The organism is Nocardia halotolerans (assembly GCF_042650145.1).
Taxonomy (GTDB): domain Bacteria; phylum Actinomycetota; class Actinomycetes; order Mycobacteriales; family Mycobacteriaceae; genus Nocardia; species Nocardia halotolerans.
In genome coordinates this window covers 41,234-60,492 of the sequence record NZ_JBHSDL010000008.1, presented here as the reverse complement: position 1 = coordinate 60,492, position 19,259 = coordinate 41,234, and the positions used below count along the sequence as shown (strand labels likewise).

14 protein-coding genes are annotated in these 19,259 nt (G+C 66.7%); 12 read left to right on the top strand and 2 right to left on the bottom strand.

The genetic code is table 11. The features are described from left to right. Positions 1–144 precede the first annotated feature (144 nt). The 11 genes from ACFO5K_RS08885 to ACFO5K_RS08835 all read left to right on the top strand — a co-directional run bounded on the left by ACFO5K_RS08885 (position 145) and on the right by ACFO5K_RS08835 (position 14,498). The gene (locus ACFO5K_RS08885) at positions 145–1,572 is read left to right on the top strand and encodes a glucose-6-phosphate dehydrogenase (RefSeq protein WP_378558793.1); all 1,428 of its coding nucleotides are present in this window, start codon (positions 145–147) and stop codon (positions 1,570–1,572) included. A gap of 1 nt (position 1,573) precedes the next feature. After that, complete coding sequence (locus tag ACFO5K_RS08880; protein ID WP_378558788.1) at positions 1,574–3,022, top strand: sugar porter family MFS transporter; 1,449 nt, start codon at positions 1,574–1,576, stop codon at positions 3,020–3,022. 30 nt (positions 3,023–3,052) lie between these two features. Next, on the top strand, positions 3,053–3,484 hold the full coding sequence (locus ACFO5K_RS08875; protein WP_378558784.1) for a PPOX class F420-dependent oxidoreductase: 432 nt from the start codon (positions 3,053–3,055) through the stop codon (positions 3,482–3,484). Positions 3,485–3,691: 207 nt separating this feature from the next. Beyond that, positions 3,692–6,388 carry a phosphoenolpyruvate synthase gene (locus ACFO5K_RS08870; protein WP_378558780.1) on the top strand — a complete coding sequence of 899 codons (2,697 nt, stop codon included), beginning with the start codon at positions 3,692–3,694 and terminating at the stop codon, positions 6,386–6,388. Further along, positions 6,375–9,746, top strand: coding sequence for an AMP-binding protein (locus ACFO5K_RS08865; RefSeq protein ID WP_378558775.1), 3,372 nt, complete (start codon positions 6,375–6,377; stop codon positions 9,744–9,746). Before ACFO5K_RS08870 ends, ACFO5K_RS08865 begins: the two co-directional genes overlap by 14 nt. Continuing rightward, positions 9,743–9,988, top strand: coding sequence for an acyl carrier protein (locus ACFO5K_RS08860; RefSeq protein ID WP_378558772.1), 246 nt, complete (start codon positions 9,743–9,745; stop codon positions 9,986–9,988). Before ACFO5K_RS08865 ends, ACFO5K_RS08860 begins: the two co-directional genes overlap by 4 nt. Next, positions 9,985–11,073 carry an SDR family oxidoreductase gene (locus ACFO5K_RS08855; RefSeq protein WP_378558769.1) on the top strand — a complete coding sequence of 363 codons (1,089 nt, stop codon included), beginning with the start codon at positions 9,985–9,987 and terminating at the stop codon, positions 11,071–11,073. The genes ACFO5K_RS08860 and ACFO5K_RS08855 overlap by 4 nt, the downstream gene beginning before the upstream one ends. Next, complete coding sequence (locus ACFO5K_RS08850) at positions 11,070–11,969, top strand: nucleoside-diphosphate kinase (protein ID WP_378558766.1); 900 nt, start codon at positions 11,070–11,072, stop codon at positions 11,967–11,969. Before ACFO5K_RS08855 ends, ACFO5K_RS08850 begins: the two co-directional genes overlap by 4 nt. Next, on the top strand, positions 11,966–12,928 hold the full coding sequence (locus ACFO5K_RS08845; protein ID WP_378558762.1) for a ScbA/BarX family gamma-butyrolactone biosynthesis protein: 963 nt from the start codon (positions 11,966–11,968) through the stop codon (positions 12,926–12,928). The genes ACFO5K_RS08850 and ACFO5K_RS08845 overlap by 4 nt, the downstream gene beginning before the upstream one ends. Further along, on the top strand, positions 12,928–13,560 hold the full coding sequence (locus tag ACFO5K_RS08840; RefSeq protein ID WP_378558758.1) for a nitroreductase family protein: 633 nt from the start codon (positions 12,928–12,930) through the stop codon (positions 13,558–13,560). The genes ACFO5K_RS08845 and ACFO5K_RS08840 overlap by 1 nt, the downstream gene beginning before the upstream one ends. Then, on the top strand, positions 13,557–14,498 hold the full coding sequence (locus tag ACFO5K_RS08835; RefSeq protein ID WP_378558754.1) for a hypothetical protein: 942 nt from the start codon (positions 13,557–13,559) through the stop codon (positions 14,496–14,498). Before ACFO5K_RS08840 ends, ACFO5K_RS08835 begins: the two co-directional genes overlap by 4 nt. Positions 14,499–14,502: 4 nt before the next feature. Here ACFO5K_RS08835 and ACFO5K_RS08830 read toward each other — a convergent pair whose 3' ends face one another. Both ACFO5K_RS08830 and ACFO5K_RS08825 read right to left on the bottom strand, forming a co-directional pair. Then, complete coding sequence (locus ACFO5K_RS08830) at positions 14,503–15,264, bottom strand: ABC transporter permease (protein WP_378558750.1); 762 nt, start codon at positions 15,262–15,264, stop codon at positions 14,503–14,505. Further along, the gene (locus tag ACFO5K_RS08825) at positions 15,261–16,538 is read right to left on the bottom strand and encodes a glycosyltransferase (RefSeq protein ID WP_378558746.1); all 1,278 of its coding nucleotides are present in this window, start codon (positions 16,536–16,538) and stop codon (positions 15,261–15,263) included. Before ACFO5K_RS08825 ends, ACFO5K_RS08830 begins: the two co-directional genes overlap by 4 nt. Before the next feature lie 118 nt (positions 16,539–16,656). On the opposite strand from ACFO5K_RS08825, the gene ACFO5K_RS08820 reads away from it, so the two are divergent. Next, on the top strand, positions 16,657–19,257 hold the full coding sequence (locus ACFO5K_RS08820; protein WP_378558741.1) for a cytochrome P450: 2,601 nt from the start codon (positions 16,657–16,659) through the stop codon (positions 19,255–19,257). The last annotated feature ends 2 nt before the right edge of the window (positions 19,258–19,259 follow it).

The following is a 19,259-nucleotide window of genomic DNA, read 5'->3' as shown; positions in this document are numbered from 1 at the left end:
CTCCCCGCACCGGGACCATCGGCGACATACAGTTGTCCCGCGCAAGTTCAATCGAGAGGCTCCGCTCTGCGGTGCGCTCAGGGTCGGATCGGCATTTCAGGCCGCGTTGCTCGTCGCAATCCCGCACGACAGGAGCGAAGGACGATGACCTCGGACTCGACAACTGTTCCGAACAGTTCACGTGATCAGACACTGGTGATTCTCGGCGCGAGCGGCGACCTGACTGCGCGGCTGCTACTGCCGGGGCTCGGCGCGCTGTTGGCGACCGGCAGTGTGGACAAGCTCGAGCTCGTCGGCAGCGCGGTGGAAAGCTGGGACGACGATCGCTGGCGCTCGCAGGTCACCGAGTCCTTCGCCACGGTGGATGCGCGCGGACCGCAGGTGGCAGCCATCGTCTCGACCACCCGCTATGTCAGGGCGGACGCCACCGACGAGAACGATCTGCGCGGGTTGCTCGATTCGTGCTCGGGTCAGCTGATCCTGTATTTCGCGCTGCCGCCCGCCGTCACCGAGAAGGTCTGCCGCGTGCTGACCGGATTCGACCTGCCCGCGGGGACGCGGCTGGCGATCGAGAAGCCGTTCGGCACCGACGCCGACAGTGCCGCCGCTCTCAACGAGCTGGTGACGCAGCTGGTTCCGGAAGATCATGTGCACCGGATCGACCATTTCGTCGCCATGTCGACAGTTCTCAACATTCTGGGAGTGCGGTTCGCCAACCGCGTGATCGAGCCCTTGCTCAACAACCAGCACGTGCACAGCGTGGACGTGGTCTTCGACGAGAGCTTGACGCTGGAAGGGCGGGCCGGCTTCTACGATGGCACCGGCGCGCTGGCGGACATGATCCAGAGCCACCTGCTCGAGGTGCTGTCGCTGTTCGCGATGGAGCCCGTACCGTCCCTGCACGGGGACGACGTGCGCGATGGGAAGGCGCAGATTTTGCGCGCCACCCGGATCTGGGACGACGACCCGATCAGATACAGCCGCCGCGCGCGCTACACCGCGGGCGAGATCGACGGCCGTCAGGTGCGCTCCTTCGTGGACGAGGACGGCATCGACGGTTCCCGCAACACCGAGACCTTCGCCGAGCTGGTGCTCGCTGTCGATACCTGGCGCTGGGCGGGTGTGCCGTTCCGGGTGCGCTCGGGCAAGGCGCTCGGCTCGCCCCGCACCGAGGTGACGGTCACCTTCGAGCCGCCGCAACAGGTACCTGTCGGCTTGACCGGCAGCGTGCAACCCAACCGGCTCCACATCGGAATCTCCCTGGGCACCAACACATTCGGTCTCGACGTGAACATCAGCGGACCGGGCGACTCGTTCGAGATCGACCCGGTGAGCTTGGCGGGAGAGTTCGGCGCGGGCATGCTGCCGCCCTACGGCCAGGTGCTCTGGGGCATTCTCGAGGGCATCCCGCCGATGTCGGTTCGTGGCGACATGGCCGTCCAGTGCTGGCGCATCATCGAGCCGGTACGCCAGGCGTGGCGCGAAAACCAGGTGCCGATAGGCGAATACGCGGCAGGCAGCACCGGCCCCGGCGGCTGGGCTCCGACCGGGCTCCCCGGTCGGGGGGAATGACATGACGAACAACTCAGGGAGTTCGAGTCAACTCGACGTCCCCAACGCGGGCTTGCGCATGGTCGCTCGGTGGGGGCTGTGGATCAACCTCGCGACCTTCATGATCGGCTACGCCACGGGCGTCATCTCCGGGGCTTTGCTCTACATCCGAGGTGACCTCGACCTGCACGACGCCCAACAGGGTCTGGTGACGAGCATTCTGCTGCTCGGCGCGCTGGTCGCGGCGATGTTCACCGGCGGGCTCGCGGACCGGTTCGGCCGCAAGGCGGTGCTGGGCTGCGCCGGGCTGCTGTTCGCGGTGGGATTCAGCGTATCGGCGCTGGCGACGGGATTCACGGTGCTCGTCCTCGGCCGCCTGGTCATGGGTTTCGGTGTCGGCATCGCGTCAGCGCTCGTTCCCACCTATCTGGGCGAGATATCGCCGCCGCAGATCCGTGGGCGAATGCTCACTCTCAATCAGTTGCTGCAGACGGTCGGGATGCTCGTCGCATACGTCGTGAACCTGGCTTTCAGCGGCAGCGGCGACTGGCGCGCGATGTTCTGGGTCGGCGCGATTCCGGCCGTGTTGCTGGTGTTGATCGTGCGACGGCTGCCGGAGACGCCGGCGTGGCTGATCGCGCAGGGGCGTATCGATGAGGCACGAACCACCATCGGATCGGTTGTCGGTGCTGCGGGCGCCGAGAAGGTGATCGAGCATTTCCGCCACCAAGAGGAAGAACGCCAGCGCCTTCGAAAACAGGACAACAGTCCCGAGCGGAAGGGCTGGCGTGTGCTACTGGCGCCTCGGGTCCGCCCCGCGCTGGTCGTCGCGCTGGGACTCGCCATCCTGCAGCAGTTCGTCGGCATCAACACCGTGCTCTACTACGCGCCGACGATCATGGAGGAGACCGGCCTCAGCGCCTCGAACTCGATCGTCTATTCGGTCATCATCGGCATCGTCAATCTCACGATGACGTTCGTTTCGCTGCGCTTGATCGACCGGCTCGGGCGCCGACCGCTGCTGCTGATCTCCCTGATCGGGATGGGGATCTCCGTGGCACTGCTCGGTGTCTCGTTCATCGTCGATCTCGGTTCGGTGATTCTGCTGGTGTGCATGCTGGTGTTCGTGTCGTCCTTCGCGATCGGGATGGGCCCGGTGTTCTGGGTGATCCTCGCGGAGGTCTTCCCGCCCGACGCGCAGGCACAGGGGACGGGCGCGGGCTCAGCGGTGAGCTGGTTGTCGAACTTCATCATGTCGACGGCTTTTCTGCCGCTGACCGGGGCAATCGGCTCAGGCCCGGTCTTCTTGATCTTCGCCGTGATATGCCTGGTGGCCTTGATATTCGTCTACCGCCGCGTTCCCGAGACCAAGGACCGCGACTTCGCACGAATCGATGAAGACCTGCAGTCCCGCGCGGGCAGACACGTCTCGGGCGCCGCAGCGACTCAGCACCGGTCGCCAGACCTGTGATGGGGTGGCGAAGTTTGGGATACTGCGGGTATGGCGTTTCGCGACGATCCCAATGGTGACCAGTTCTTTGCGCTGCGTACGTTCCGACGAGACGGTTCGGCGCGGACGACGCCTGTGTGGCTGGCACCTGCGGGTGGCCGCTGGTACGGGTATACACCTGCGCGCTCGTGGAAGGTCGATCGGATCCGGCGCAACCCTCGGGTGGAGATCGCGGCGTCGACCTTCGACGGCACCCCGACCGGTCCGTGGCAGTCGGGCTCGGCGCGTGTGCTGCCCGCGCACGAGATGCGTACCGCGAAGCGGGCGATGACCACGAAATACGGCAACAAGTTCCGTGTGTTCGTGCTCACCACGCTGCTCGGCAGCCGCCGGCAGTACGGCGGACGGGCGGTGGGGCTGGAAATCAGCCTCGACGTGGACCCGTCGACAATGCGTGCGACGGAAAGCGCTATGGGGTCGTAGTCAGGCATGGCCGTATCGAAATCACGATAACCAAGTCGGCGCAAACCCAAAAACTGTGGGCTGGCGTACCTCTGAAATATGCACTAATCAGAGAGTGTCCTTTGATCTTGTTTGCCTCCCGGCCGAACCATCGCGGTGCTCGGTTCGCGGACCGGGAGTGGTGGGAGAGCCATAGTGCAGGTGCTTGGTCCGTGGTCAGATTCGGTAGTGATCGATGAGCTCGCGGGCGGGAAGGCCCGTGGGCTCCACGGGTTACACAGCAGTGGGGTGCGGGTTCCGCAGTGGGTGGCGCTCGGTAGCGATGTGTTCGCCACGTTCGTGTGTGCGGCAGGGTTGGACGGTGCGATAACGAAGTTCGCCGCGCTCACCGATCTGGAGCAGGCGGTGATCAGCGGAGCCGAATTGCGTGCCGCACTGCTGGCCGCGCCCCTACCCGACGCGGTGCGGCAGCTGGTCGCGCAGGCGAGCGAGCGGCTCGGCGCCGGCCCTGTCGCGGTGCGGTCGTCGGTGCAGGCCGAAGACGGTGCGGAACATTCGTATGCGGGACAGTTCGATACCTTCTTGAATGTGCACGGGGTCGAGGCGATCGCCGCGCGTGTGCGTGATTGCTGGGTGTCGGCCTTCTCCGAGCGGGCGATTCGCTATGCCTTCGCGCGCGAGCTGCCCCGCGCCGCCGGGCCGGCGGTGGTGTTGCAGCGGCTGATCACCCCGCGTGCGAGCGGGGTGGTGTTCACCGCGAACCCCACCACGGGCGCGCGAGACGAAGTGGTGATCAGCGCGGTGTACGGGCTGGGGGAGGGCCTGGTATCGGGCGCGGTCGACGCTGATTCGGTGACCGTCGACAAGGCCGACGGCGCCGTGCTCGAGATTGTGCTGGGCGACAAGGACCGTCGCTTCGAACCCGTGGGGGAACAGGGCTGGGAGATGGTCGAGGTAGACGCCGAACAACGCGGTGTCGCCGTACTCGACGATACCGAGGTCGCCGCACTGACCGAGGTCGGGCGCAAGCTCGAAACACACTGGGATGCACCGCAGGACATCGAGTGGGCGATCGACGACACCGGCATCTGGGTGTTGCAGTCCCGCTCGATCACCACCCTCGAAGCACCGCCCGCTCCTGGGCGCACGGTCGAACTGCGTGGTGCGGGGGAGACCATCCCGGCCGGTGAGCTGCGAATATGGGACAACTCCAACATCATCGAGAGCTTCAACGGCGTCACCTCCCCGCTGACCTACACCACCGCGGCCGACATCTACGGCCGTGTCTACCGGGGCTACGCACGATCACTGCGGGTGCCCGAAGAACAATTGCGCCAGACCGATGCGTGGACCTCGGTGCTGCTGGGCACTTTTCACGGACACGTCTACTACAACCTGCTGCACTGGTATCGCATGGTCGGCATCGCGCCCGGCTATCCGCTCAACCGCAAGGTCCTCGAAGCTGCGCTCGGGGTGGACGAGCCCCTCGAAGAGGACATAGCAAAAACATTGCGCCCGTTCGTATTCCGGAGTCGTAGCGCCCGGCTGCGCTCGCGCACGCTGACCACGGTGACGTACGTACAGCGGCTCATCGGCATCGATGGCATGGTCGAACGTTTCAGCGACGAGTTCTACCGGGTCTACGACGAATACGATGCCCTGGACTACGCCACGCTGACCGGTCCGCAGGCGTACGAGGCCTACCGCAAGGTCGACAAGGACCTGGTCGAGCGCTGGGGCCCGCTCATGGTCCTGGACGCGATTCTGCTCACCCTCACCGGGTTCACCTATCTGCTCACCAAGCTGTTCCTGCCCAAGGCACCGGAGTGGTTCCTCTACGCGGTGGTGGGCCCAGGAGCTGATGTCGAATCGGCCGAGCCGGCCCGCGCCATGACCGAACTGGCACGGTTGGTGCGCGCGAAACCGGAGCTGACCGAACTCGTCAATTCCACCGCACCGGAACACATCTACATCGAGTTGCAACAGGCCGGCCGGGAAGACTTCCTCGCCCGGGTGGACGACTACATCGAGCGCTACGGATACCGCAGTCTCGATGAGCTGAAGCTGGAGACCCCGGATCTGCGCGAGGATCCGGCGAGCCTGTTCGTCATGCTGCGCAGTGCCTCGAGTCGCGTCGGTGATGCCGCCACCGCGAGCCGCTCGGTGGAGGCCGACGCCTATTTGGACGCGAACCTGCGCGGCCTGCGCCGCCGCCTCTACGAACGACTGCGTACCAAGGCTTCCCGCTGTGCCGCACACCGCGAGCGACTGCGCTTCTGCCGGACCCGCGCCTTCGGAATGATCAAACGCATGATCCGCGTCATGGGCCGCGATCTGGTGACACGCGGGGTGCTCGATGAATTCGCGGACGTGTTCTACCTGACCAACGACGAACTGCGCGGCTGCTACGAGGGTCGGGACACCGCGGATCTACGTGTGCTCGTTGCGGGTCGAAAAACACTGCGGGCCAAAGACTCCGCACTCGTCGCACCCGCTCGATTCCGCACCGTCGGTCCGCGACTGGGCCGTGCGGAGCTGGCGGGACAGGGGTGGGTGCCCATCACCACCACCGCGGCCGCGACGGTGGGCACGGTGCTCACCGGGACACCCTCTGCCGCAGGCGTAGTCGAGGGCTCGGCGGTTGTCGTCGACGAACCGCGCGATGTGGCGGGTGGCATTCTGGTCGCCTATCGCACCGATCCCGGCTGGGTGGCAGCCCTGCCGTCGGCTACCGCGCTGGTCATCGAGCGGGGCAGCCCGCTCACCCATGTGGCCATTGTGGCGCGCGAACTGGGGGTGCCCACCGTGGTCCAGGTCAAGAACGCCGCGACTCGATTGCGTACGGGAATGCGCATTCGCGTGGACGGGGTCAACGGCACGGTCACCGTGCTCGCCGAAGGAGATCGGGCCGATGAAGGTGTCTGAAGATTGTGCGGCTGTCCGGGGTTGGCTCGCCCACCCGGCGGAAACGAGCGGCATCTACCTGGCCGATGAAGCTGACGGCTGGGAGTACCGCAGTTACCGTGAACTGGCCGAACAAACCTGGTCGATCGCGGCGCTCATGCGCACGCACGGACTCGGCGGCGGTGACGGGGCGTGTGTCATCATGCCGACCGGATTCCCCTGCTTCGCCGCTTTTTACGCGGTGTGGGCCTGCGGTGGCGTCTTCACCCCGGTGGCTCCGCCCATGTTCGGCGATCTCGAACAGATCGTCGCCCATATCGCGGCCATCCTGGAGCAGGCCACACCACGCCTGGTGGTGACTTCGCCGGAGTTCGAAACCTTCGTGCGTCAGGCCGCGGACCGTGCGGGTTACGGCGAGGTCGTGCTGGTGATCGATACCGCGACTCTCGAACCAGCCGGAGAGATAAGAGAATTCGGCGCACCGGACGAGGTCGCGCTGCTGCAGTTCACCTCCGGATCGACCGGGACGCCCCGTGGCGTGCGGGTGAGCTGGGGAAACCTCACCAACAATATCGCCATGATCACCCGCCTACTGCAATGGCGGCCGGGTGAAGTCATGGTGTCGTGGCTGCCGCTCTACCACGATATGGGCCTGGTCGGCGCGTTCCTCACCACGGTGACCAATCAGGGCGGGCTCTACCTCATGCGTCCCGACCAATTCGTGCGCGACCCTGCCCGCTGGCTGCGGGCCATGACGCACGCCGAGCACTCGCTTTCGCCGTCCTTCGCGCTCGGCTACGTGGCGCACCGGGTTCGGCCCGAGGAGATCGCGGATCTGGACCTGTCCGGCTGGCGGACCCTGGCGATCGGTTCCGAACCGGTCGAGGTCTCGGACCTGGTGTCGTTCGCGAATCTCACCGGCCCCCGAGGCTTTTCCATGGGCTCCTACACACTGGCCTACGGCCTCGCCGAGGCGACGCTCATGGTGACCTCCTCGCCCACCCGGCGGCCGATCACCGCACTGCGCATCGACAACCCGAATCTTCGTTTCGGCCGGCCGGTTCCAGTGCTGGAAGAAGCGCGGATCGATGACACCCGCCGGATCGAGGGCGCGGGCTGGATCACCGGCCTCGGATACTCCACCCCCGAATCGACGGTCACCGTGGTCGACGACGAGGGCCGCGAACTCCCCGACGGCGTACTCGGTGAGATGGTGGTGACCGGTGGTTCGGTGGCGCTGGGCTACTCGAGTCCCTCCGGCGCGGGCTCTTCCACTGACATCAGCGATGGCAAGCTGTTCACCGGAGACGCCGGATTCCGTTATCGCGATGAGGTGTTCGTCCTCGGCCGGATGGGTTCGAGCCTGAAGGTGCGCGGACGGTCGGTGTTCATGGAGGACATCGAATCCCGGGTCGCACAGGACACCGGAATCACCAAGGGCAAGCTCGCCGCGGTCGGCATCAGCGATGCGGGGGAGCGGGGTATCGCGCTGTTCGCCGAGACGGCCGCCGGTGACTGGATCACCGAGGCCCGCAAGATCATCCGTGGTCAACTCGGACCCGCGCATACCGTCAACATCGTCACGGGTCCACGTGGCCTCATTCGGCGCACGTCGAGTGGCAAGCCGCGTCGCCGCCACATGTGGCAGCTGCTGCGCGATGGCGCGCTCGACGGTGCGGTTGTGCACGATGCCGAGGCGGCACCCACCGGGGGGACTGCCCAGCCCGGACTGCCCGAAGAGCGGGTACGAAGGCTGCTCGACGCCGCGCTCGACGCCGTGGCGGTGCCCGCCGATGCGGCCGTGCTCTTCGAAGGCTCGCTCGCCGAGGGATTCGGCAATGAGGGCTCCGATATCGACTTCCTCGTCATCGCCCCGGGTGCCGAAGAACTGCCGACACTGCCGACGGTGCTGTTTCTCGACGGCCGTCGGGTGGAGGTGCGCACCCGATCGGCGGCGCAACTGCGGCGGCAACTCGAGCAGGTCGCGGCCGAGCCGAGTGAGGATCTGCTCAACCGCTGCCAGCGGTTCCTGCGGGCGACGGTGCTGCGGGCCGGAACGGTCGATCTCGATGCACTGCGCTCGATCATCGCCTACCCCGATTTCAGCGCGGTGACCGCCGGCTGGTGGGCCGCCCGCGCCACCCAGGCCCTGCGCTTCGCCGTCGCCCTACGCGCCTTCGGGGCCCGCGCTGAGGCCGACGAATGGGCCGCAGACGGTCTGCTCCAGGCCATGAAGAGCTGGGCAGCGCGCCACGGCGAGACCTATATCGAGACCAAGTGGTTGCCCACGCAGCTCGATCGCATCGGTTCCCATGCGCTGATCGACCGGTACCGGGCACTGACCGAATCGGCCGATCGTTGCGAGCGGACGCACTGGGAACAGCTGCTGGCCCTGGCGACCGCGCTCGGCATCACCGAAATCGTCGACGACCCGCACCGCATCGTCTTCGCGCGCAGGCCGCAGGTCACGACGTGGTCCATCGGCAACCGCGTGCACGTGCTGCGCGCGGACAACGAGGTCTTCGCCCTCTCCGAGGATGCCGCCGTCGCCTGGCGTTCGGTGGTGTTCCGGCATTCCGTGCGCGATGTGCTGGGCCGCGCGCGTGACGACATCGGTGGATCGCTGGCCGAATTCGTCCGGCTCGGTCTGGTCGGATTGCAGTGGCGCGGCGGCGAAGTCATCGAGCCCGCACTGGCCATGTGTAAACCGGTGCAGCCCTATACCCCGGTCCCGAGCGCGGCCGCGCCCGCGCTCGGCCTGACCGGCGCGGCATCGGAAAACGCAATCGCCTGCCTCGTACCGCTTTCCGCCACCAGATTCACCGAATGCGGGCTGAACCTGGTGTTCTCCAACGTGGTGCTGGAGAACGCCCGCGAAGACCTCGTCGGAGCCATCAAGAGCGCCCAGGGTGCGGTCGCCGATATCGCGGGACACCGTCTCACCGCCATGTGCGTGCGGGTGGTGCTGTCCGCGTTCGGTATCCAGCCGCTGTCCGCGGATGTCGCCCCCTTCGAAACCGTACGTCGACTGCTGCCCACGCAGGCCTTGCACCGCGAGGAACTGCTCGCCAGGTTGGAAGCAGCACGGCGAGTGCGGTTTTCGATGCTCATTGCCACCGGCGCCGACCCCCTCGAAGGCCTCGCCGTCCTGGACGACTTCGTCACCCTGGCACGTCGTGTTGCCGGAGAACCGGACTCTGTTAACGGTTTCCCCGCCTCGTTCGATTCCCGTGAGCAGTGGCAGCGCACGCTCGCCATCGGATACGACTGGCTACGCATAGCGGGCTACCTGAAAACCGAACTTCCCCTGGACGAAATGCGCGACCTGCTCGCCAGCGGCGGACAGCAACCCCATCTCCGCGAAAGCGAGCACTCATGAGCACCGATCCCGCCGCCCGCATTCGCGATATCGTCGCCGCCATGGCGCCGCAGCCGCCCGCGGAACTGGCCGATACCCAAAGACTCATCGAGGATCTCGGCTACGACTCATTGCGTCTCATGGAGCTCACCGTGGTGCTGGAACGCACCTTCGAGTTGCCTCGATACCGGCCAGAGGAACTTGTCGGCGTGCTGCGGGTGGACCAGGTCATCGAGCTGGTGGCCCGAACGGTGTCGGCATGAGTGCGCGCGACCTGGTGCTGGTCACCGGTGCCAGCGGCCTGGTCGGCGCGGAGGTGGTGGCTCGGTGCAATGCCGCCGGTCGTCCTGTGGCCGCGGTACTGCACAGCAATTCGTCGATAGTCCGCAACGACGGCTCGGCTGCCGAGGTTGAACTTCGGGTCGCGGGTGATATCCGCACACCGGGCTTCGGAATTCTGCCGCACGACAGAGCCGAGCTTTCCGAACGCGTAGGGATGATCGTGCACTCCGCGGCGACCACCGCCTTCGACGCCACCGACACCGCCTACGAAGAACTGAATGTGCGCGGCACGGCCAACGCCATCGACCTGGCCCTCGAATGGGGCGTGCCGCTCGTGCACGTGAGCACCGCCTACGTCTGTGGCATGCGCGGCGGCACTGTTGCCGAGGAAGAACTACCCGCCGGTCACGCATTCGGAAACGGCTACGAGGAGAGCAAGTTCCGCGCCGAGTCGCTGGTTCGTGCCGCGGGCGGCCGGGGTCTGCGCTGGGCGATCGTGCGGCCGGGCATCGTCACCGGAGACAGCACGACCGGTGTGATCCGCGAGTACAAGAACCTCTACACCGTCGTCAAGCTCATGGTCGAAGGCAAGCTGCGCACCCTGCCCGGCCGATACGATGCGACGCTGTCACTCGCGCCGGTCGATCATGTGGCCGACGTGATCGCCACTGCCGCACTGGATTTCGACAACGTCGATGGCCGCACCCTGCACGCCCTCGGCCGGGACACACTCTCCCTGCGTGAGGTCTCCGATGTGCTCGCGGAGTACCCGTCCTTCGCGGTGGCCACCTTCGTCCCGGAAACCACCTTCCGCGCCGCCGAGCTCGATGCCATCGAACGCGAGTACTACCTGCGCATCGGCTCGCTCTACACCAGCTATTTCAAGCGCCGCACGATGTTCGACACCGCCGCGGCCGATTCGGTTCTCGGCCGGCCCGCGCCGGCCACCGGGAAGGACTATCTGCGCGTGCTACTGGACTATTGCTTGGAGTCGGGCTATCTGGGGGTGCCGCTGGTGTCGATCGCGGAAATGCTGGCGCGCACCGAGATCGGCGGTCGAGCATGACGGCCGATCCGATCCGCGAACTGCTCTCGCAGCTGACCCCGTCCGAGCCGAAAGTCGACGCCTACGTCGCGGACACCTATCTGCTCGAGACCGTCGAGCAGCTCGAGCGAATGGGGACGGATGCGGCGACCTTCGCCAAGGAGCATTCGCTGCTGCTGCTCAAACCCGACGCGATAGTCGCCCGCGCCATCGAACCCACCCTGCAATGGCTGGACGAGAACGGTTTCCGCGTGGTCGCCGCGCGGCGCCTAGCGGTGGACCGGCACCTGGCCCGCGCCCTGTGGTACTTCGCCTGGAATATCGCCTCGCCGCAACGTCGCCGCCTGGCCGATCTGCTGGTGGGCATTTCCGATGTGCTGCTGCTGGTCGTCCACAGCCCGGCCACGGAACCACCGGTTTCGGTCCGGCTCACCGCGGCCAAGGGGGCGACCGATCCACGCAAGCGGCAGCCGGGCGAGCTGCGGTATCTGCTCGGCCGGCACAGTTACCTGCTCAATCTCGTACATTCGCCGGACGATCCCGCCGATGTACTGCGCGAACTCGCCATCTACTTCGATGAGCGGACGAGGTCGCAGGTGCTCACCCAGGCGCTCACGGGTACGGACCAGACGGCGACGGCCACGGCGCTCGCACACGAGCTCTATGCCGCCGCCCCAGCGCGCGGTTTCGACCGCGCGGAAGCGCTCACCCGCGTGTGCGGTGAGCTCGAGACGCCGGAGCCGGACTCCGACGCGGACTGCGCCGAGCTGCTGGAAGCGGCGTGGACGGCAGGCCGGGACCTGGATGCCTGGTCGGTCATCGTGCTCGGGTCCTACGTTTTCCCCATGCGCGTCGGGTCGCAGGCACAAACTTTGCGGCCGGTCAGCGTCAACGATTGGTTGGAGGCACGACCGTGACGCACACCCGAGCCGTGACGGCCACGCACGTCCGCACCGTCGCGCGGGCCCTCGCACACCGGCAGGCGGTCGCCGAGGTATTCGTGACCTCCCTGGACGCGGTCGCGCCCGACACCTTCGTGGTCGGCGCGCAATTGCCGCGCATGCACGCGCATTACGGCGATCACACAGGTGTACTGAGCCTGCGCCACGATCTGGTGCTCGTCATGGAGGCGGCCCGGCAGGCCTCACTCGCGGTGACCCACGAGTTCTATGGCGTCCCCACCGATCGGGCGTTCCTGGTCCGCACCTTCAACGGCACCGGGCCCGACACCACCGCCTGGGATATCGGCACCACACCGGCGGATCTGGTCATGCAGGTGCGGGCACTGCGCACGCACTATCGGGGCGATGACCTACAGGGTCTGGACCTGGTGCTAGATATCAGTTGCGCTGGTGTGCCTCTGACGACCGTGGACGGATCGTTCTCCTGGGTGTCGCCGAGCCAATGGGCGGGAATTCGGACCGGTTTTCGGAAACAGCTGGGGCTAGGCGCTTTTCACAGCGCCGCACCGGTGGGTGAGCGCGCGCCCGCGGCTCTCGTCGGCCGGGAGAACTCGCGCAATGTGGTGATCGGACCGCCGGCTTCCAGCGGCGGCAGCACCCGCGCGGCGCTGGTTGCCGATACCTCGCATCCGATTCTGTTCGACCACGAACTCGACCACATTCCCGGCAATCTGCTCATCGAAGCGTGCAGGCAGACCGCGCTGGCCGCGCTGCAACCCGAACTGCGCAGACTGATCAGTGTGACAAGTACTTTCGATTGCTTCGTCGAGCTGGATCAGCCTGCGGAATGTGTCGCCGAGATCGCGGACCCGGGCGTCGATTCGACCGTGGTGCGATGTGAGATCAGGCAGCAGGGCGCGGTGGCGGCTCGCATCGATCTCGAATTCGCCGGCGGCGCCGAGGCCGACCGTTGATGGGTGTCGAGCTCCTGACCACCACGCGGGCCTTCCGACGGCGCTTGGATCTGCACCGCGAGGTCTCGCGCGCGGATCTGCTCGATTGCTTGGACATTGCGGTGCACGCCCCCAGCGGCACCAACCGCCAGCCGTGGCGCTTCGTGGTGGTGCAGGATCCGGAGCTGAAACGGCAGCTCGCCGACTACTACCGACGAGGCTTCGGCGCCTATCTGTCCGCCCGCACGCCGCGACCGGATCAGCTCGCGGACCTGGCCTCCGGCCGGTATCTGGCCGAGCATCTGCACGAAGTCCCCGCACTGGTGGTGGTCTGCGCCCTCGGCCGCCCGCCGGCCGAGCCCTCCGCGCTGCGATCGGCCAGCTTCTACGGGTCGATCTATCCGGCGGTGTGGAACTTCATGCTGGCCCTGCACGAACGCGGCCTCGGATCCACCATGACCACCGCGCATCTGGTATATGAGCGTGAAGTCGCCGAGCTGCTCGGCATTCCCGGCGAAGCCACTCAGGTGGCGCTGTTGCCGGTGGCGCACCTGCTGCCGGGTGCGCACAAACCCGCGCCGCGGCGCACGCCGGCGGCCGAGGTCACCGGGTGGGATGGGTGGGACGGGCCGATGCCGAAGAGGCAGTCGTGACCGGAGTCGCCGAAACCCCGGTCCGCCCGAACCCTGTCGCATCCATCGGGCGGATCGTGCGGTTCACCCGGGTGATGTACAAACCGCACTACCTGCTCTACGGGGTGCTGTGGGTGCTGGCTCTGGAAGGCACGGCAGCGCTTGTCTCACCACCGGAGACAGCGTGGCATCCGACCGGTGCGACAGTCGCGCGTATCGCTGTCGTGGCGGTCGTATTGCTCTATCTCCGTATGGTCGACGAGCAGAAGGACCTGCAGTACGACCGCGTGCACAATCCCGATCGTCCCCTGGTCACCGGGGCGATCAGTGCGGTCGAGTTGCGCAGCGCCATGGGCGTTGTCGCGGTCGGTGCGATCATCGGCAGCCTGGCGCTGTCGGTGACCTCGGCGGTCATGATCGCCGCTGTGCTCGTATACGGGCTGCTGCTGTGGGGATTGGAGCGGCTGTCGGCGACCGTGCGCACGAACATCTTGCTGAATCTCGTTGTGACGTATCCGGTTCAGCTGCTCGTGACCGGCTATGTGGTGCTGTCGGCCATGGATACCGGAGAGGTCGGGTCGAGCCGGCGGGTCGCGGCGACAGTGGTGGTGTTCGCGGGTGCGTTCTTGCAGTTCGAGTTCGCGCGCAAGACGTCACGGAGCTACCGGCCAGGGGAGCTGCTGTACTCGAACGCGCTGGGAGCGAACGCCGCCGCGGCCCTCTCGCTGCTGCTCGCGATCGTGGCGGTGGTGTGCGAAGTACTGGTGGTGCGGCCATGGGACCACAGCGGTTCCGCCGCCTGGATCGGCTGGATCCCGTTGGCGCTGTTGCTGATTCCCGCAGCCGGTGCTTGGAAGTTCCTACGCTCGGACGAGCAGGACTACCCGGTGGTGCCCGCGGTCCTTTTCATCCTGGCCCTGTACAGCACACTCATCGCCCAGGCGCTCGTCCTGACCTGATCCGTCAGCGGTGCGCCAGTCGCCCATAAACGATCGCGGCACCGGCGAAGCCAGCCCCCGCGAGCACGACACACCACACCAGCGCGACGACCCACTGCCCAGCGCCCGTCGCGTCCAACTGCCCGCGCACCGTGTCCACAATCGGCGTCGCGGGCTGGTGTTCGGCGAAGCCTTGCATCCAACTCGGCATGGTGGTGGTCCGCACGAATGCGCTGCTGACATAGGGAATGAAGGTGATCGCGTAGGTGAGCCCGCCCGCCGCTTCCGGATTGTCCACGGCCATCCCGAGTGCGACGGCAATCCAGGTGATGGCCACCACGAACAGCGTGATGACCGCGAACGCCCCCAACCAGCCGAGCGGACCAGCGGCCGGGCGATACCCGAGCGCCACCGCCACGCCGACCGCGATGCCGATGGCCGCCATGGTCCGAATCAGGCCCTCGGCGACATGTCCGGCGATCAGGGCCTGCCGGAACATGGGCAGGGTCCGAAAGCGATCGATACTGCCCTTCGTCATGTCGGCGCAGACGGCGGTTGCGGTGATCGACGCGCCGAATCCGGTGCAGAGCAGCATGATTCCCGGCACCACGTAGTCCAGGTACGGCCCACCCACATCGATGGCCCCGCCGAATACGTAGGTGAACAACAGCATGACCAGAATCGGCATGGTCAGCGAGATGATCAGCGTGTCCGTGCTGCGCAGCGTCCGCCGAGCACAGCGCCGGAACATGACGAACGTATCGGCGAGGATCACGGGCGTCGTCACTTCGCGGCGGCCTCGATGAGGTCGGCGGCATAGTCGGTAGTGCCCTCGGTGCGCAGCGTGCGTGCGAACTCCGCCACCCGAGTGCGCCGCTCGGCGGTGAGCAGCGGGGCCAGCTTCTGCTCCAGACGAGCCGAGGTGAGTTTCGTGAACGGCAGATGCGCGCCGAGCCCGAGCCGTTCGACCTGCGCGCCCCACAGGGGCTGCTCGAACGATACCGAGCACACGAGGGTCGGTAATCCGGCGCGCAAGCTCTCGAACAGGGTGCCGATTCCGCCGTGATGGACCGCGGCGGCGCAGCGTGGGAACACTGTGTCGTGGGCGAACGGGCCGACAATCTTGACCTGTGCGCCCGCGCGCGCCGTCCCGGTGTCCAGATCACTCCAGCCCGCACTCACCAGCGCGCGCACGCCCAGCCGGGCGGAGACCTCATCGACCATGGCCAGCACGGCGCCGGCATCGCGAATGGGCATGCTGCCGAAGCCGAAGAAGACCGGCGGTTCGCCCTCGTCGATCCAGGAGAGAATGCCGTCGTGATCGCCCGCCAGATCACCGACGGCCGCCCGAGTGTCGTGATCAAGGGTAAGAAAGCCGGTGAAGGGTCGGCGCTCGTCCCACTGTTCGCGCAGGCCCGGCACCAAGACGGGATCGTAGATCTGGATCTCGGTGACGTCCGTGCGAGCGAGGGTGGCGGCCGGGCTGGCGAACGACTTCTTCAGGCCCAGCATGTATCGCAGATCATTGAGGTAGCGCGCGAACACCACGCGGCGCAGATTCTCCGCGAGCGTCCACGTGGCCCGATTGATCGCGGCAGGCGGATTCCACCGCGGCGGCAGCGAACCGGGAAACGGGTAGGCGCTGTTGGCTCTGATCGGGAAGTAGTGCACGACGACCAGCGGCACACCCATGGCCTCGGCCACCGAACTCGCCCGATCCTCGGTCACCGTGCTCGCGACGATCAGGTCGGCGCCCGCGCACACCTCGATGACTTCGCGATTCATCTGCCGGGCATACCCCGACATCTGTTTCGCGACCAACTGCATCAACCGCAGAGTGTTGCCCGTCGCCAGCGCTCGCTGCCCCTCCTCAGAGCTGTACAGTTGCTGCACATCGGGCCCGCAGGCGCGGGCCTCGAGCCCGGCGGCGGTGACGAACTCGACCAGGTTCGGCGGGGCTCCGATCAGCACATCGTGACCACGCCGCCGTAACTCCAGTCCCAGCGCCACGATGGGGTGCACGTCGCCACGGGTTCCGGTGAGCGGTATCGCTATACGCAAGGTGCATCTTTCGGCGTGGGAGTGGGACCTGTCGACAGTGTGTGTTGCTCAGTACACCGTCCAGACCCAGGAAATAGGGGCATTCCAGATGATGTCCGGCATCCGTAGCATGGCATTGATGCATATCGCGATGTTCGTGGATTATCACCCGGCCACGCTCGGTGGCGTCCAGACCGCGGTCGAGGGCTTGCGTCGTGGGCTCGAGCGGGCCGGTCATCGCGTCACGCTGTTCGTCGCGCCATCGCCGGGGCTGACGTCCGACGATCCGGATGTCGTGCAGTTGCGGCCACTTTTGGGACTGGTGGTGAACGGCTTCGCGGTGGTGCCGCCCACCGGTCGCAATGACAAGCTGATCGACTCGGTGTTCGCCGCGCGCGGTCCGGTCGATGTCGTGCACACCCACACAACTTACGGCGTTTCGATCGCCGGCATGAAAGCCGCGCGACGGCACCGCATTCCGCTGGTGCACACCGCGCAGAGTCGTGACGACGCGTTCATCGAGCACAATGCACCCGCCCCGTATCCGGCGGCATTGGGCTTGCGCGCGTTGCACGGACGCTTTGTACCGCATGGCCACCACATGCCGCGTCGGTTGGAGAGCCGAGCCGCCCGCCACGCCTGGTGGACGATCGTGGCACAGGGACAAGCCGCCGATCAGGTGATAGCCCCGACCCGTCACTTCGCCGACCTCATGGTCGAGCACGGGCTCACCCGCCCGATCCGGGTGATTTCCAACGGTGTCGATGACGCACTGCTCGAAACCATTTCCGCGCCGGAGCCCGCGCCGGACGGCCCGCTCCGCCTGGTCTGGTGCGGGCGGTTCTCGCCGGAAAAGCGCCTCCTCGAGTCGATAGAGGCGGTGCGGCGCACCGACAACTGCACCCTCGATATCTACGGGGAGGGTGATCTGCGCGGACCCGCCGGGGACCTCATAGCTTCGTACCGGCTGGCGGATCGAATCCGATTGCACGGACGCGCGACTCAGATCGAATGCCTGGAGGCCATGGCCGCGGCCGATGCGCTGTTGTTCCCGTCCCATGGTTTCGACACCCAGGGCATGGTGCTGCTCGAGGCGCTGGCGGTGGGTCTGCCGATCGTCTACTGCGATCCGGCACTCGACGAGACCGTTCCCACCGGTGGCGGCGTGCGTTCGATCGACCCGTCCCGCGAAGCGCTCACCGAGACCCTGGCGAGGCTGGCCGCCGATCGATCGGCGCTGGCGGGTATGCGAAAGATCGTGGGGGAGCGGGCGGATTCGGTGCGGCAGTCCGGACAGATCGATGCGGTTGTCGAGATCTACCGCCGCGCAGGCGAAACGAATACCCCGCACGCCGATCAGCCACTGCCGCGCACCCTCGCGGAGGTCCCCACCGCTCCGGGAGAGCTGCCCCTCCTCGGCCACAGTCTGCGCGCACTCACCGACGCCCCCGGCTTCGTCACCTCGCTCTCCGCCCTTGGCCCTATCGTCCGAGTCCGCTTCGGCAACAAAACCGGCTATCTCCTCACCACTGCCGAACTGGTCCGCGAAGTAGCGCTGAGCACAGCCGAATTCGACCGAGAAGACCTCCGTGAGGCGATCGAGGATGTAGCGGGCGGCTCGGTCAATGTCCTGCGCGGTGAGGAGCACAAACTCCGCCGCAGAATGATCTCGCCCGCGCTGCGTCAAACGCGCCTGGCCGAATACGCCCATTCCGCGGCCGATATCGCCAACACCTGGGCCGCCGGACTCCCCGCGGGCACACGGGTGAACCTCATGGACGAAGCCCACGGCCTGGTCCTCGACACCGTCTCGGCGACCTTGTTCACAGCGGACTTCGGCGCCACCGCCCGCCGCGAGATCCGTGACAATGTTCCCTGGCTGCTGAGTCAGGTGATCATGCGCACCGCCCTACCCCCGCAGCTGCGCCGCCTGCGCGTAATCGCCAACTACCGCTGGCAGACCAAGGCCCGCCACCTGCGCACCGCTGTAGGCGCGGTGATCACCGAATATCGCCGCCGCGACGAAGATTTCAACGACGTGGTCTCCGCGCTCATACGCCACACCGACAGCGAAACCGGCGCGACGCTCTCCGATGAGCACATCATCGACGAGGCGATCCTCATGCTGGCCGGCGGCGTGGGTTCCATGGCCTCCCTGGCAGGCTGGCTCTGGCACGAGGTGATGCGTCACCCCGACGTAGCCGACCGCCTCTACACCGAACTCGACACGGTGATCGGTTCCGCCCCGGTAACTCCCGAACACCTCCCCGACCTGCCGTACCTCAAACAGGTGGTAGCGGAGACCATCCGCTTCTGGGGCCCGTGGATCAGCGCCGCCAACGCCACCGAAGACATCCACCTAGGCGCGCTGACGATCCCGGCGGGCTCCCCGATCATGTTCAGCCCCTACATGGTCCAGCACGACCCTCGCTATTTCCCCAACCCGGAATCCTTCGATCCCGCCCGCTGGGACCCCGACCGCGCCGGTGACGCCGCCAAGGTGGCCAGTCTCTCCTTCGGCGTAGGCCGCCGCCGCTGTCTGGGCGACCACTTCGCCATGCTCGAAATCGCCCTGGCCACCGCTGCTCTCCTGACTCGCTGGCGCCCGGCCGCGACCCCCAAACCCCGAGTCCGCGCCTCGAATCGGGATTTCGTCCTCTCTCCCTCGGCCCTACCGGTGGTCCTACATCCTCGCGGCAGTATCTCGGCAACGACCACAACCGGCGCGGCCGCCCGGTAACC